10 protein-coding genes are annotated in these 15,127 nt (G+C 68.5%); 5 read left to right on the plus strand and 5 right to left on the minus strand.

Annotation, left to right across the window (positions count from 1 at the left end; genetic code table 11):
* Nucleotides 1–9: 9 nt before the first annotated feature.
* Nucleotides 10–1,383, minus strand: coding sequence for a glucarate dehydratase (gudD, locus tag AC5WJ1_RS21520; protein ID WP_240745757.1), 1,374 nt, complete (start codon nt 1,381–1,383; stop codon nt 10–12).
* A 112-nt stretch (nt 1,384–1,495) separates the two neighbouring features.
* Here gudD and AC5WJ1_RS21525 point away from each other — a divergent pair, with 112 nt between their 5' ends.
* The gene (locus AC5WJ1_RS21525; protein ID WP_240745756.1) at nt 1,496–2,299 is read left to right on the plus strand and encodes a FadR/GntR family transcriptional regulator; all 804 of its coding nucleotides are present in this window, start codon (nt 1,496–1,498) and stop codon (nt 2,297–2,299) included.
* Nucleotides 2,300–2,375: 76 nt separating this feature from the next.
* On the opposite strand, the gene AC5WJ1_RS21530 is transcribed toward AC5WJ1_RS21525, so the two are convergent.
* Nucleotides 2,376–3,005 carry a response regulator transcription factor gene (locus tag AC5WJ1_RS21530; RefSeq protein WP_133097072.1) on the minus strand — a complete coding sequence of 210 codons (630 nt, stop codon included), beginning with the start codon at nt 3,003–3,005 and terminating at the stop codon, nt 2,376–2,378.
* Nucleotides 3,006–3,261: 256 nt separating this feature from the next.
* On the opposite strand from AC5WJ1_RS21530, the gene fusA reads away from it, so the two are divergent.
* Entirely contained in the window at nt 3,262–5,370 is a 2,109-nt protein-coding gene (gene fusA, locus AC5WJ1_RS21535) for an elongation factor G (protein WP_135703426.1), read from the plus strand.
* Between the two features lie 78 nt (nt 5,371–5,448).
* Here fusA and AC5WJ1_RS21540 read toward each other — a convergent pair whose 3' ends face one another.
* A complete protein-coding gene (locus AC5WJ1_RS21540) occupies nt 5,449–6,468 on the minus strand; it encodes a DUF1338 domain-containing protein (RefSeq protein WP_135703425.1) in 1,020 nt (339 codons plus the stop codon).
* A gap of 187 nt (nt 6,469–6,655) precedes the next feature.
* Here AC5WJ1_RS21540 and AC5WJ1_RS21545 point away from each other — a divergent pair, with 187 nt between their 5' ends.
* The 3 genes from AC5WJ1_RS21545 (at nt 6,656) to AC5WJ1_RS21555 (ending at nt 12,831) form a co-directional block, all read left to right on the plus strand.
* The gene (locus tag AC5WJ1_RS21545) at nt 6,656–7,585 is read left to right on the plus strand and encodes a LysR substrate-binding domain-containing protein (RefSeq protein WP_135703424.1); all 930 of its coding nucleotides are present in this window, start codon (nt 6,656–6,658) and stop codon (nt 7,583–7,585) included.
* Nucleotides 7,586–7,932: 347 nt separating this feature from the next.
* Nucleotides 7,933–8,358: a PRC-barrel domain-containing protein gene (locus tag AC5WJ1_RS21550; protein ID WP_133097076.1), complete on the plus strand. Its 426-nt coding sequence runs from the start codon at nt 7,933–7,935 to the stop codon at nt 8,356–8,358.
* An 87-nt stretch (nt 8,359–8,445) separates the two neighbouring features.
* Entirely contained in the window at nt 8,446–12,831 is a 4,386-nt protein-coding gene (locus AC5WJ1_RS21555) for a response regulator (RefSeq protein WP_135703423.1), read from the plus strand.
* A gap of 95 nt (nt 12,832–12,926) precedes the next feature.
* Here AC5WJ1_RS21555 and AC5WJ1_RS21560 read toward each other — a convergent pair whose 3' ends face one another.
* Both AC5WJ1_RS21560 and AC5WJ1_RS21565 read right to left on the minus strand, forming a co-directional pair.
* Nucleotides 12,927–13,676 carry a creatininase family protein gene (locus AC5WJ1_RS21560; protein WP_135703422.1) on the minus strand — a complete coding sequence of 250 codons (750 nt, stop codon included), beginning with the start codon at nt 13,674–13,676 and terminating at the stop codon, nt 12,927–12,929.
* Between the two features lie 65 nt (nt 13,677–13,741).
* Nucleotides 13,742–15,037, minus strand: coding sequence for an MFS transporter (locus AC5WJ1_RS21565; RefSeq protein ID WP_133097079.1), 1,296 nt, complete (start codon nt 15,035–15,037; stop codon nt 13,742–13,744).
* Between the last annotated feature and the right edge of the window lie 90 nt (nt 15,038–15,127).

A 15,127-nucleotide genomic window follows, 5' to 3' on the forward strand; every position in this document is an offset into this window, starting at 1 on the left:
CGTGCCGGCTCAGCGCACCATGCAGGGCGCCTTGTTGTTGAACTGCCAGCCGGGGATCAGGAACTGCATGGCGATGGCATCGTCGCGCGCGCCCAGGCCCTTGCTCTGGTACAGCGCGTGGGCGCGGCCCAGCGCGTCCATGTCGAGCTCCACCCCCAGGCCCGGCGTCTTCGGCACCTGCACCAGGCCGTTCTCGATCTTCAGCGGCGCCTTGGTCAGGTTCTCGCCGTCCTGCCAGATCCAGTGCGTGTCGATGGCGGTGACCCGGCCCGGCGCGGCGGCGGCCACATGGGTGAACATCGCCAGCGAGATATCGAAGTGGTTGTTCGAGTGCGAGCCCCAGGTCAGGCCCCATTCGGCGCACATCTGCGCCACGCGCACCGAACCCTGCATGGTCCAGAAGTGCGGGTCGGCCAGCGGGATGTCGACCGACTGCAGGCGCACCGCGTGGCCCATCTGGCGCCAGTCGGTGGCGATCATGTTGGTCGCCGTGGGCAGGCCGGTGGCGGTACGGAACTCGGCCATCACTTCGCGGCCGGAATAGCCGTCCTCGGCGCCGCACGGGTCTTCGGCGTAGGCCAGCACGCCGCGCTTGTCACGGCACAGGCGTACGGCCTCGGCCAGCGACCAGGCGCCGTTGGGGTCGAGCGTGATGCGGGCCTTGGGGAAGCGTTCGGCCAGCGCCAGGATCGCCTGCATTTCTTCTTCGCCGCGCAGCACGCCGCCCTTGAGCTTGAAGTCGTTGAAGCCGTAGCGTTCGTACGCGGCCTCGGCCAGCCGGACCACCGCCTCGGGCGTCATCGCCACGTCATTGCGCAGGCGGAACCAGGCGTTACCGGCATCGGCTTCGGTGCGGTAGTCCAGCGTGGTGCGCTGGCGGTCGCCGATATAGAACAGGTAGCCGAGCATCTCGACGGCGTCGCGCTGCTGGCCTTCGCCGAGCAGTGCCGCCACCGGCACCTCCAGGTGCTGGCCGAGCAGGTCGAGCAGCGCCGATTCCAGCGCGGTGACGGCGTGGATGGTGATGCGCAGGTCGAAGGTCTGCAGGCCGCGGCCGCCGGCGTCGCGGCTGGCGAAGGTGGCGCGCACGCGGTTCAGGATGGCCTGGTACTGCCCGATGGGCTGCCCGACCAGCAGCGGACGCGCGTCTTCCAGCGTCTGGCGGATGCCTTCGCCGCCCGGCACCTCGCCCACGCCGGTGTGGCCGGCGCTGTCGCGCAGGATCACGATATTGCGCGTGAAGTACGGGCCATGGGCACCCGACAGGTTCATTAGCATACTGTCGTGCCCGGCCACGGGCACCACGGTGAGTTCGGTCACCACGGGGGTCTGGCCGGCACCGGCGTGCATGGCGGGGGCGGCGGAAGTGGCGGGATGGGTCATTCGGGTCTGGTCTCCGGCATTGCTATGTTATCTGTCATCGTATGACTGATAACCCAGTATAATGAGGCCATCTCGAACCGGTCAAGTCCGGGAAACCCCGCCCGTATCCGCCATGCCTACCGCACGCAACCCTGCCCTGCCCGACCCGCTTGCCGCTGCCCCCGCCGCCGGTGCGCCCAACGCCGCCGCGGCCGTGCCGTTGCGCCGCCGCGGCCGCACCCTGGCCGAAGAAGTGGTGCAGGCGCTCTCCGAAGAGATCCGCCAGGGCCAGCTCAAGCCCGGCGACAAGCTGCCGACCGAATCGGAAATCATGGCGACACAGGGCGTAAGCCGCACCGTGGTGCGCGAGGCCTTGTCGCGGCTGCAGGCCAGCGGCCTGGTGGAAACCCGCCACGGCATCGGCACCTTCGTGCTGGCGCGCGCGGCGGAGGCACCGTCGCCCTTCCGCATCGGGCCGGATACGCTGGGAACCGCGATCGACGTGATGGCGATGCTGGAATTCCGCGTCAGCCTGGAGGCCGAGGCGGCCGGACTGGCCGCCGCGCGCCGCAGCGACGCGCAGCTGGCCGCCATGCGCCAGGCGCTAGACGACCTCAAGCGCAATACCGGCGCCGGCAACGACGCGGTGGACAGCGATTTTGCTTTCCACCTGGCCATCGCCCGCGCCACCGGCAACCGCTACTTCACCGACATCATGGACCACCTGGGCACCATGCTGATCCCGCGCAGCCGGCTGCGGGTCAATACGCCGGAGCGCGAGCAGTACCTGGAGCGGGTCCAGTTCGAGCACGAGAACATTTACGATGCGATCGAACGCCGCGACCCCGACGCGGCCAAGGCGGCGATGCGCATGCACCTGACCAACAGCCGCGAGCGGCTGCGCAAGGCCTCGGGCTCCGGCGGCGCGCAGGCCTGACGCCCGGGACGCCCTGCCGGGTGTTTCCAGGCGCCGTCAGTCATACGATGTCTGAACAATAGCTGGCGACTGGCGCCTACAAGGCGAGGTGGCAGCGGCGCGCGAAGTCGACCAGTTCCACCAGCGACGACACCTGCAGCTTGGCCATGATGCGCGCCTTGTAGCTGCTGACGGTCTTGTTGCTGATGAACAGGCTGGCGCTGATGGCCTTGTACGACATGCCGCGCGCCAGCATCTGCAGCACCACCAGTTCCTTGTCGGAAAGCCGGCGCAGCATCTCGTCGTCGGCGGAAACCGCGTGGCGCGAGCCGCCGTCCCGCCCCATCGCGGGGAACACGGTATAGCCGGCCAGCACCGACTCGACCGCGCGCAGGATTTCCTTCAGGTCCTGCGTCTTGCTGACAAACCCCTGCGCGCCAGCCTGCCACGCGCGGCTGACGAACACCGCCGGGTCGAGCGCCGTCACCACCAGCAGGCGCACCTGCGGATGGATCGCCCGCAGGCGCGGCGCCACGTCGAGGCCGCTGGAACGCGGAATGTCGAGATCGAGCAGCACGAGGTCGGGCATGCGCGCGCGCACCAGCTCGAGCGCGCTTTGCCCGTTGTCGGCCTCGAGCACTTCATCGACGCCGAGCAGCTGCAGCAGATGGGTCTTGAGAATCAGCCGCATCGCCGGGTGGTCGTCAACGATCAGGATGGTGGTCATGCGTCGGTTCGCGTGAATGGGTATGTCGGGGCATCGGCCGGCGCGATGCAGGGCCAGTATAGGGAGGCAAGGCGGCGCGCAGGATGGGAGGATTCCGCAAGGTAATGCAGCTCGCCCCTAGGCTCGCCTCAGACGCCGAGCACCGGGTTATGCAGGGCCATGCGCCGCTCGCGCGCGTTCCCCTGCGTGCTGCAGGGACAACGGCAAAGTTCCAGTGGTGCTACTCTATTCCGGAGGTGTTACCCAGGAGAACACTGTGTCCCGCAAGACCCCCATCGAGCGCTACCGCAACATCGGCATCAGCGCGCATATCGACGCAGGCAAGACCACGACGACCGAACGCATCCTGTTCTACACGGGCGTCAACCACAAGCTGGGCGAAGTGCACGATGGCGCTGCCACCATGGACTGGATGGAACAGGAGCAGGAGCGCGGCATCACCATCACGTCGGCTGCCACCACCGCCTTCTGGAAAGGCATGGCCGGCAATTACCCCGAACACCGTATCAACATCATCGATACGCCGGGACACGTCGACTTCACCATTGAAGTCGAGCGCTCGATGCGCGTGCTCGACGGCGCCTGCATGGTCTACGACGCGGTCGGCGGCGTACAGCCGCAATCCGAGACGGTCTGGCGCCAGGCCAACAAGTACGCTGTGCCCCGCATCGCCTTTGTCAACAAGATGGACCGCGTCGGCGCGGACTTCTTCCGCGTGCATGCGCAGATCGCCGACCGCCTCAAGGGGCGCGCCGTGCCGATCCAGATCCCGCTCGGCGCCGAAGACCATTTCCTGGGCGTGATCGACCTGGTCAAGATGAAGGCCATCGTCTGGGACGATGCCAGCCAGGGCGTGCGCTTCGAGTACCAGGAGATCCCGGCCGAGCTGCTGCAGACCGCGCAGGCCTGGCGCGACAAGATGGTAGAAGCCGCCGCCGAGGCCGACGAGGCCCTGCTCGAGCGCTACCTGTCGGGTGAGGCGCTGACCGAAGAGCAGATCAAGCGTGGCCTGCGCAAGCGCACCATCGCCAACGAGATCGTGCCGATGCTGTGCGGCAGTGCCTTCAAGAACAAGGGCGTGCAGAGCATGCTCGACGCGGTGATCGACTACCTGCCTTCGCCCGCCGACGTGCCCGCCATCCTCGGCCACACCGAGGACGACCGCCAGGCCGAGCGCCATCCGAGCGATGACGAGCCGTTCTCGGCGCTGGCGTTCAAGATCATGACCGATCCCTTCGTCGGCCAGTTGATCTTTTTCCGCGTGTATTCGGGCGTGGTCAATTCCGGCGACACCGTCTACAACCCGCTCAAGTCCAAGCGCGAGCGGCTCGGCCGCATCCTGCAGATGCATGCCAACGTGCGCCAGGAGATCAAGGAAGTGCGCGCCGGCGACATCGCCGCGGCGGTCGGGCTGAAGGAGGCGACCACCGGCGATACGCTGTGCGACCCGGACAAGGTCATCATCCTGGAGCGCATGAGCTTCCCCGAACCCGTGATCTCGCAGGCGGTGGAGCCCAGGACCAAGGCCGACCAGGAAAAGATGGGCATTGCGCTGAACCGCCTGGCGCAGGAGGACCCGTCGTTCCGCGTGAACACCGACGAGGAATCCGGCCAGACCATCATCTCGGGCATGGGCGAGCTGCACCTGGAAATCCTGGTCGAGCGCATGCGCCGCGAATTCAACGTGGAAGCGTCGGTGGGCAAGCCGCAGGTGGCCTACCGCGAGACCATCCGCCAGCCGGTCAAGGACGTGGAGGGCAAGTTCATCAAGCAGTCCGGCGGCCGCGGCCAGTACGGCCACGTGGTGCTGAACCTCGAGCCGATGCCGCACGGCGCCGGGTACGAATTCGTCGATGCGATCAAGGGCGGCGTGGTGCCGCGCGAATTTATCCCGGCGGTGGACAAGGGTATCCGCGAGACCCTGCAGTCGGGCGTGCTGGCGGGCTACCCGGTAGTAGACATCAAGGCCACGCTGGTGTTCGGCTCGTACCACGATGTGGACTCGAACGAGAATGCCTTCCGCATGGCGGGCTCGATGGCGTTCAAGGAAGGCATGCGGCGGGCCCGCCCGGCGCTGCTGGAGCCGATGATGGCGGTCGAGGTGGAAACGCCGGAGGAATTCACCGGCAACGTGATGGGCGACCTCTCGTCACGCCGCGGCATGGTGCACGGCATGGAAGACATCGCCGGTGGCGGCGGCAAGATCGTGCGCGCCGAAGTGCCGCTGGCGACGATGTTCGGCTACTCGACCACGCTGCGCTCGCTGACGCAGGGTCGCGCGACGTTCACCATGGAGTTCAAGCACTATGCCGAGGCGCCGGCCAACGTTGCCGAAGCGGTGATTTCGGCGAAGAAGCTCGGCTAGCGATGGTTCGCTCCCTCTCCCGCAAGCGGGAGAGGGAGCACGCAACCTGCGGAGTCGACGGCTATCCCCAACTCGCGCTCAGCACGCCGCCGCGGTCATCCTGAAAATCCCCTGCGCATTGCCCGCATCAAAGCCGAGGTCATAACGCTGCGGCGCAGCTTCGGCCTCGGCAAAGCGCTCGCGCGTGATGAACTCGTAGAACGATCCCGGCACCTCGCGCTCCACGGCCTCGCCCTGTGCACCGACGAACGTGCGGCGCACGGTATCGGCACGGAACGCCGTCTGCCTGACGCGCCCGCTGCCCGACACTTCCACCTTGTCCTTCATCGGCCGGCCCAGCTGCTTCTGCTGCTCGGCCAGCGCAAACACGTCGTCGACGCGGTCCGTGGCGTGGTTGAAGGCATTGCCTTCGGTGGCGATCCACGCCATTTCGGCCGATTCGCGCAGCAGCGCTTCGTAGTCGGCCAGCCGTGGTGCAGCGTGCTGGCGCTCGAAGCAAGGCACCAGCAAGCCGACCAGTTCAGCGCCGTCGGCCACTGCCAGCGCGCCGTCGCGCTCCAGTTGCCACAGCAGCGTCTGCGCGCGCGGCGTCAGCGGATCGGCGGAGCTGCCGGTCACGCGGCTGACTGCGGCGCGGAAGTCTTCGCTGAAGCGCTCCGGATGGAATTCGCTGACGAAGAACTGGGCAATGTCCTCGGATGCATCGGCGTGGGCGTACGAGCGCCCGGTCATGCCGATGCGGTCAAGCGGATAGGTGCCGTTGAGCACGTAGCCCAACGGCCGCAGGATGCGGGTAAAGGCGGCCTCGCCTTCGGGCAGCGCGCCGTTGTCGCGCCACTTGACCGTGCGCAGCGCGCCGTGGTCGAAGGTGACCTTGCCGCCTGCGGCGGCGACGTCATCGGTGTAGGCGCGGCCGGTCGGCACGCGTTCCAGGATGCCGCCGAACAGCACCATGTTCAGCGCCTGGGCAATCTCGGCCCGGGTAGCACCTTGCGGGTCCTGGGGCAGGCTGGCCGGCAGCGTGACCAGCGACATCAGTTGCGCGGCGCGGGTGGCGCCGACGTTGGCGGTGAGGAGCGTGGAGATATTGGATGACATGGGCGCTTGGAAGTGGGCTGGACCGGCTTTCACCCCGGCGGGCAATATGGCAACGATCCGCGGGGCAGGATAGTGGCCCGCGCCGCCCGGGCACAAGCGCGCATTGCGCACAACGTTGTGCGCGCGGCGCACGACCTCCGGTGCCTCGCCGCTGTTTATACTGTCGCACTCCCTTCCTCGCCGTCCCATGAGAAACGACATCCCCAACCTGGGCGCGCTGCAGGCCTTCGAAGCCTCGGCACGGCTGGGCAGCTTTACCCGCGCCGCAGCCGAGCTGGCGCTGACGCACAGCGCGGTGGGGCGGCAGGTGGCGCAGCTCGAGCAACGCCTGGGCGTGGCGCTGTTCACGCGCGTGCGGCGGCGCCTGGAACTGACCGAGACCGGGCGCGAATACGCCGCGCGCATCCGCCGGCACCTGGACCACCTGCAGCGCGACACGCTGGAAATCAGCACCGGCCGCGCCATGGGCTTCACGCTGGAGCTGGCGGTGGTGCCCACCTTCGCCACGCAGTGGCTGATCCCGCGGCTGCCCGACTTTGCGCGGCGCCATCCCAACGTCACCGTCAACCTGTCGGCGCGCTCGCAGCCGTTTTCGTTCCAGGAGTGCGCTTACGACGCGGCGATCTATTTCGGCGACCAGTTCTGGCCCGGCACGCGCGGCGGCGTGATCTTCCGCGAAGGCGGCATGGTGCCGGTGTGCAGCCCGGCCTTCCTTGCCGACCATGCCGTCACCGATGCCGCCAGCCTGGCACGCTGCCGCCACCTGCACCTGAGCACGCGCGCCAACGCCTGGCGCGACTGGTACGCGGCGCAGGGCTGGGACTTCAGCCTGGCCGCCTCGCGCGGGCCGCGCTATGAGCTGTTCACGATGATGACGGCCGCCGCCGCCGCGGGGCTCGGCATCGGCCTGGCGCCGCGGCTGCTGATCGAGCGCGAGCTGCAGACCGGGCAGCTGGTGACGCCGCTGGCCCGCATGCTGGACCAGGACCAGGACCAGGACCAGGGCTACTATTTCGCCTACCCCGAGGGCCGGCCGGAATCGGAGGCACTGGCGGCCTTCCGCGGCTGGATCCTGGGCCTGTCGCGCGACATGCCGGCCGCCCCTGCAGAAGGCTGACGCGATTCGCCAGTGCAGCGCCAGACACGGCACCTTTCCTGGGTGCCCGCATCGACCAGGAAAACCAGCGCCTGTCGTCGGCCGGCAGACCGAATACCGGGCCGGCACCCCGGCCGCCGGCGTGGACGGCAGCACGCGCGTGGACGTCATGCTGGGGATGCGCCACCAGTTCTGAACGCGGCCGTCCCGGCGCGCATTTTTGCAAACCCGGCGCGAAAGAATTACGTTGCCGCGCGCCCGACGCGGCAAAACAGCCTTGCGTGGCCCGCTGCGGCGCCGCCCGCGGTGCAGGCATGGTCATTGCGCACGCTCCATGTTCCTGAGTTCATTGGCACAAGGAGCCCAACATGCAAACCCAATCTCCCAGCAGTCAAGGCGCGGCCATCATCGGTTCGGGCGTGGGCGAAGGCCCCGGTCCGGAAGTCATGGCGGCATCCAGCCTGGACGGCACCAAGGCGTACTCGTCCGACGGCGAACACGTCGGCACGATCTCCGAGATCATGCTGGACGTGCCGCACGGCCGCATCGCCTACGCGGTGCTGAAGGCCGGCGGCTTCCTCGGCATTGGCGATACGCTGCACGCCATCCCGTGGAACGCCCTGGTGATGGACACCGACGAAAAGTGCTTCCGGATCGCCGTGACGGCGGATCGGATCAAGTCCGCCCCCGGCTTCAACAAGGACAGCTGGCCGGCCATGGCCGATCCGCAGTGGGGCAAGTCGCTGCACGAGTACTACGGGCGGGACCCGTACTGGGTGAACCCGCCGCTGTAGGCGCCGGCGCAGCTTGCATTGCGCCACCAGGCTAGGCAAAGTCTTGCGGGACGCGCGCGCAGCGCAGGCGCGGCTCGGGAGACCACCATGAGCAGACCCGACGGCATCGGGCCGCAAGCGCCCGCCTGCCCAGACATGCCTGGCTTTCTGGCCGGGGGCGGCGAGATGGGCGCGCTGATCCGCGCGCACGACTGGGCCGCCACGCCGCTGGGGCCGCCGCAGGCGTGGCCGCACAGCCTGAAGACGGCCATCCGCATCATGCTGACCTCGCGCCAGCCGATCTGGATCGGTTGGGGCGAGGCGCTGCATTTCTTCTACAACGACGCCTACAAGTCCATCATCGGCGGCAAGCACCCCGGCGCGCTGGGCCAGCCGACCGCAGTGGTCTGGCGTGAAATCTGGCCGGAAATCGGCCCGCTGCTCGACACCGCGATGACCGGTGCCGAGGGCACCTTCGTCGAGCAGAAGCTCCTGATCATGGAGCGCAACGGGTATCCGGAAGAGACCTACTACACCTTTTCGTACAGCCCCGTGCCGAACGACCACGGCGGCACCGGCGGCATCATCTGCGCCAACAGCGACGATACCGAGCGCGTCCTGGCCGAGCGACAACTGAATGTGTTGCGTGACGTGGCCGCGGCGGCCACCGACGCGCGTTCGTGGCGCCAGGCGTGCGAGCGCACCATGGGCGCGCTGGCATCGGACCCGCGCGACATCGTCTTCGCGCTGCTCTACATCGCCGAACCCGGCGCCACCGACCTGCAGCGCGTGGTCGCCAGCGGCATCGATCCTGCTCACCCCGCCGCACCGCCCGCGATCTCGCTCGAAGGCATGGCGCCGTGGCCGGTGGCCGAGGTCCTGCAGCAGCAACAGCCGGCGCTGATCGAGCAGCTGGCAACGCGCTTTGCCGCGCCGCTGCCCGCCGGCGCGTGGGGTGTGCCCACGGATGCGGCCGCGGTGATCCCGGTGGCGCCGTCGGGCAGCGCCTCGCATCGCGGCGTGCTGGTGGTGGGGCTGAACCCGTACCGGTTGTTCGGCGAGCGCTACCGCAGCTTCCTGAACCTGGTGGCGGGCCAGATCGGCGCGGCCATGCATTCGGCGCAGGCCTACGAGGAAGCGCGCAAGCGTGCCGAGGCGCTGGCCGAGATCGACCGCGCCAAGACCACCTTCTTCTCCAACATCAGCCATGAGTTCCGCACGCCGCTGACGCTGATGCTGGGACCGCTCGAAGAGCTGCTGCGGCGCGCCGGCACTGGCGACGACAGCGCCGGCGACGAACAACGCTCGCTGCTGGAGATGACCCACCGCAGCGGCATGCGCCTGCTCAAGCTGGTCAACGCGCTGCTCGACTTCTCGCGCATCGAGGCCGGCCGCATCCGCATGCGGCGCCACCCCACCGACCTCGCCGCCTTCACCGCCGACCTCGCCTCGCTGTTCCGTGCCTGTGTCGAGAGCGCCGGCATGTCGCTGCGCGTCGAATGCGAACCGCTGCCGCAGCCGGTGGCGGTGGACCGCGACATGTGGGAGACCATCGTGCTGAACCTGGTCTCCAATGCGTTCAAGTTCACGTTTGCCGGCAGCATCACCGTCAGCATCGTGGCCCATGGGGACAATGCGGTGCTGCGCGTGCGCGACACCGGCATCGGCATCCCGGCCGGCGAGCTGCCGCGCATCTTCGAGCGCTTCCATCGCGTCGAAGGCGCGCAGGGCCGCTCGATCGAAGGCAGCGGCATCGGCCTGGCGCTGGTGCGGGAACTGGTGCGCCTGCATGGCGGCACCGTCGAAGTCGACAGCATGCAGGGCCAGGGCACCTGCTTCACGGTCACGATGCCGGTGGCGGCCGCCGGGGACGTGCCGGCGGACACGGTGCCAGCGCTCGCGGCCAGCAGTGCGCAGGCCCGCGCCTACGTGGACGCGACGCTGCGCTGGCCGCATGCCGAGGCACCGGCGCTGGCCATGGCCGCAGAGGACGCGCAGTACAGCCCGCAACATGCGCCTGCGCCCGGCGGCGAAGCGGCTGCCCCCGCCACCGTGCTGGTGGTTGACGACAACGACGACCTGCGCGACTACATGCGCCGGCTGCTGAATGCCGCCGGCCACCGCGTCGAGGTGGCACCCGACGGCGAGGCCGCGCTCGAGTTGGCGCGCCGCCAGTTGCCCGCGCTGATCGTGTCGGACGTGATGATGCCCAGGCTCGACGGCTTCGGCCTGGTGCAGGCCGTGCGCGCGGATCCGGCGCTGCGCGACACGCCGGTGCTGCTGCTGTCGGCGCGCGCCGGCGAGGAAGCGCGCGTGAGCGGCCTGGGATCGGGCGCCGACGATTACCTGATCAAGCCCTTCTCGGCCCGCGAACTGCTGGCCCGCGTGGCCAGCAACCTGCGCCTGTCAGAGCTGCGGCGCGCCACCGAGCGCCGCCTGCAGGACCTCAATGCCTCGCTCGAGCGGCGCATCGCGCAGGCCGTGACTGACCACGACCGGCTGTGGGAACTGAGCGAAGACCTGCTGATCGTGGCCGGCTTCGACGGCACCCTGCAGCGCATCAGCCCGGCCTGGACACGCACGCTTGGCCATGCCCCGCACGAGGCGCTGGGCCGGCCTTACCTGTCGTTCATCTATCCGGACGACCTGGTGCTGGTGACCGCGCAGCTGGCGGCGCTGCGCCACGACGGCACGCCGGTGCGTTTCGAATGCCGCCAGCCGCGCGCGGACGGCGCGTTGCGCTGGCTGGCCTGGACCCTGACGGTGGATCCGGCCAACGGCCATCTCCACGGCGTCGGCCGCGACGTGACCGGCGACCGCGAAGTCCAGGCGGCGCTGCGCCATGCCGACCAGGCCCTGCGCACGGCGCAGAAGATGGAAGCCATCGGCAAGCTGACCGGCGGCGTCGCCCATGACTTCAACAACCTGCTGCAGGTGATCGGCGGCAACCTGCAGCTGCTGGCGCGCGACCTGTCCGGCAATACCGACGCCGCGCCGCGGCTGCGCAATGCGCTGGCCGGCGTGGCCCGCGGCGCCAAGCTGTCGTCGCAGCTGCTGGCATTCGGGCGGCGCCAGCCGCTGGCCCCGCGCGTGGTCAACCTGGGCCGGCTGGCGCGCACGCTGGACGACATGCTGCGGCGCGCGCTGGGCGACGGCATCGAGATCGAAACCGTGGTGGCCGACGGCCTGTGGAATACGCTAGTCGACCCGTTTCAGGTCGAGAACGCGCTGCTGAACCTGGCGATCAACGCGCGCGACGCCATGCACGGCCAGGGCCGCCTGACCATCGAGGCGCGCAACACGTGGCTCGACGAGGCGCTGGAAGAGCCGCCGCACGGGCGCGCGCCGCGGCCGGCGGCGCAGTATGTGCTGCTGGCGGTCACCGACACCGGCACCGGCATGACGCCCGAGGTGCAGGAACATGTGTTCGAGCCGTTCTTCACCACCAAGCCCGAAGGCCAGGGCACGGGCCTCGGCCTGAGCATGGTGTATGGCTTTATCCGCCAATCGGATGGCCATGTGAAGATCGTAAGCAAGCCCGGCCGCGGCACCACGGTGAAGCTCTACCTGCCGCGCGTGCACATGGCCGAGGATCCCGATGCCGAACCCGATATGGACCGCGCGCGCGGCGGCGGCGAAACCGTGCTGGTGGTCGAGGACGACGAGGACGTACGCGCCACCGTGGTCGAGATGCTTGCCAGCCTGGGCTACCACGTGCTGCGCGCGCGCGATGCGCAGGGTGCGCTGGCCATCGTCGAGCGGGGCGTTCACATCGACCTGCTGTTCAGCGATGTGGTGATGCCGGGGCCCTTGCGCAGCACCGAACTGGCCGACAAGGTGCGCGAGCGGCTGCCGGGCATCGGGGTGCTGTTCACCTCGGGCTATACCGACAGCATCATCGTGCACGGCGGCAGGCTGGATCCCGGCGTCGAACTGCTCAGCAAGCCCTATACACATGAAGCGCTGGCGCGCAGGGTCCGCCATGTGCTGGCCAACCGGGAACAGCGTGCCGCGGGGGCAGCGGCTGTGGCTGCCGCCGGCCGCGCGCCCAGTGATTCGGGCACGCGCGTGCTGTGCGTCGACGACGACGCGCAGGTGCGCGCCAGCACGGCGGAACTGCTGCGCGCCTGCGGCGCCGAGGTGACCGAGGCGCAGAACGACATCGAGGCGCTGGCACTGCTTGCCGCCGGCACCTTCGACCTGCTGCTGACCGATGTCGCGCTGCACGGCGGCACCAGTGGCTCGGGCGTGGACCTGGCACTGGCCGCGCGCCAGCGCCAGCCGCGGCTGCGTATCGTGTTTGCCACCGGCTATCCGCTGGCGCTGACGCCGGCCCAGCACCAGGCGCTGGGCGACGCCGCGGTGCTGCGCAAGCCGTATGCGCCGCAGGCGCTGCTGGACCTGCTGCAGGGCGCCGTCGCCGAAGGCCCTGGGGGCACGGAGAGCGCGGAGGGCGCCACAGCGCTCGGAAGCCGACCGTCATCGACAGCCTGAAGGTGCGCGGCGCTTCTTGGCGCAAGATAGCCGCCGTAGGCGGAGGCCCAGCGGGCCTTCTGCAACGTTCCCCACCGCGGCGCGCAGCGTGTGAATCAGGCGGGCATGGACTCGCGGCCGAACGCTTCCAGTTCGCGCACCAGGCTTTGCGCGGCCAGCCTGACCAGCTCGGCACCCTTTTCCGGCGTCGCCAGTCCCGGATCGGAGCCGATACGGCCATCCGGATAGCGCGCGCGGAAGTCCAGCGCTTCGCGGATCGGGCCCGACGGTGCGATCTTCGGCGCATAGTCGGCAATCTTGATGGCGTCCGGAAAAGCCCACTGAGTGATCGCAATCTCGGAAGGCGTGGCGTGCGAGCCGTGGCCAGCCGGGAACTGATTGCGCGCCAGCTCGCCGACGCCTTCCAGGTCCCACCAGTTGCACAGCTTTAGCGCGAAGCCCGCGCGGCGCCTGGCGAAGCTCGCCTCGGCGTAGAGCTCGGAGAACGCGGCTTCAATTGATGCCACATTGCCCCCGTGGCCGTTCAGGAACAGGATCTTCTCGAAGCCATGCCCGGCCAGCGAGCGGACCCAGTCACCGATCGCGGCGATAAAGGTCGAGGGGCGCAGGGAAATGGTCCCCGGAAAGGCGAGGTGATGCTGCGCCATACCGATATTGAACGTCGGTGCCACCAGGACATCGGCCCCCTTCTCCGCTTCATTGGCGATGATTTCCGGGCACAGCCAGTCGGTGCCGAGCAGCCCGGTCGGTCCGTGCTGCTCGTTCGAGCCGATCGGAACCACGATGGTACGGCTGCGCGCCAGGTATTGCTCGATTTCAGCCCAGGTTGAAAGATGCAAGCGCATTGCTACTCCTTTTGATCTCCGGTGCGTCCGGACACGATACTTGATTCATGCCGCCTGGCGCAGGTTCAGCGCTTGGCCGGCAGCTTGTTGGCAAGGACGATCACGGCGGCGAGCAACGGCAGCGAAGCCATCAGCAGCACCCCATAACTTAGGCTGCCGGTCGCGCCCTTGGTCCAGCCGATGACGGCAGGACCCCAGAAACCGCCCGACAAGCCAATGGTATTGATCAGCGCGATGCCGCCCGCCGCCGCCGGACCCTTGATGTATTCGGCGGGCATGGCCCAGAACACCGTGTAGGCCATCCACAGCCCCATCGTGGCGAGCGTCAGCAATGCCAGCGTCACGAACAGGTTTCCATCCGTTGCAAACGAGGCCGCCAGCAGCACCGCCGCGCCCAGCGCAGGCACCGCGCAGTGGAAGCGCCGCTCCCCGACCCGGTCAGACCTGCGGCCCATGAAGACCATGCCAAAGGCGGCAGCCAGGTAGGGGATGGCCGAGTACCAGCCAAGCTGCACCGTATCGTTCACGCCCTGTGCCTTGATGAGGCTCGGAAGCCAGAAGCTGATGGCGTAGATGGTTGCGATGATGCAGAAGTATGCCAGGGCCAGCACGTAGACCCGCGCGTCCTTCGCCACGGCCTTGAAGGAATGCTTGTGCGCCGCCGCGGGACTCAGCTCGGCTTCAAGCAGGCGCCGTTCCTGTTCGCTCAGCCAGCTGGCCTGGGCGGGCCGATCCGGCACCAGCCGCAAAGCCATCACACCGAGCAGGATGCAGGGCAGGCCCTCGACCAGGAACATCCACTGCCAGCCCGCGAGACCGGCCTGGCCGGCGAGCGCGGTCATCAGCCACGCCGACACCGGACCCCCGACGATCCCGCCGATCGGGCCCGCCAGGAAGACGATCGCGATGGCGCGGGCCATGCGTTGCGGACCGTACCAGCACGACAGGTAATAGATCATGCCCGGGGCGAATCCCGCCTCGAACACGCCGAGCAGGAAGCGCATGGCGTAGAACGTCGGCACGTTGCGCACGAACAGCATGCAGGCGGAGGTAATGCCCCACAGCACCAGGATGCGGCTGAACGTCTTGCGCGCGCCGACCCGCGGCAGCATCAGGTTGCTGGGCAACTCGAACAGCACGTAGCCGATAAAGAAAATCCCCGCGCCCACGCCGTACGCGGCATCGGAGAAGCCCAGGTCACTTTGCATCTGCAGCTTGGCGAAGCCGACATTGACCCGGTCCAGATAGGCGAACAGGTAACAGACCAGCAGGAAAGGCAGCAAGCGCCAGTTGATCTTGCTGTACAGCGAGGAAGCGTCGGAAGCGCCGTCGGCGGCGCTCGAGGTGGGAATTGCCAGCATGCTGCCTGTCTCCTGTGGTTGCGTGTCGTCTGCATGTTTTTCTGGCCTGAAGTCTGGCAGCCGGAGAGGGGCAGGCAAAGAGCAACTAAG

The sequence above is a fragment of the Cupriavidus sp. MEYA8 genome (assembly GCF_059278825.1).

Bases quoted from the DNA above. Each gene is read 5' to 3' on its own strand.
- AC5WJ1_RS21550 (WP_133097076.1), top strand. From the start codon at position 7,933: ATGCAAACCCAATCTCCCAGCAGTCAAGGCGCGGCCATCATCGGTTCG.
- AC5WJ1_RS21540 (WP_135703425.1), bottom strand. From the start codon at position 6,468: ATGTCATCCAATATCTCCACGCTCCTCACCGCCAACGTCGGCGCCACC.
- AC5WJ1_RS21530 (WP_133097072.1), bottom strand. From the start codon at position 3,005: ATGACCACCATCCTGATCGTTGACGACCACCCGGCGATGCGGCTGATT.
- gudD (WP_240745757.1), bottom strand. From the start codon at position 1,383: ATGACCCATCCCGCCACTTCCGCCGCCCCCGCCATGCACGCCGGTGCC.
- AC5WJ1_RS21565 (WP_133097079.1), bottom strand. From the start codon at position 15,037: ATGCTGGCAATTCCCACCTCGAGCGCCGCCGACGGCGCTTCCGACGCT.
- AC5WJ1_RS21560 (WP_135703422.1), bottom strand. From the start codon at position 13,676: ATGCGCTTGCATCTTTCAACCTGGGCTGAAATCGAGCAATACCTGGCG.
- AC5WJ1_RS21555 (WP_135703423.1), top strand. From the start codon at position 8,446: ATGAGCAGACCCGACGGCATCGGGCCGCAAGCGCCCGCCTGCCCAGAC.
- AC5WJ1_RS21525 (WP_240745756.1), top strand. From the start codon at position 1,496: ATGCCTACCGCACGCAACCCTGCCCTGCCCGACCCGCTTGCCGCTGCC.
- AC5WJ1_RS21545 (WP_135703424.1), top strand. From the start codon at position 6,656: ATGAGAAACGACATCCCCAACCTGGGCGCGCTGCAGGCCTTCGAAGCC.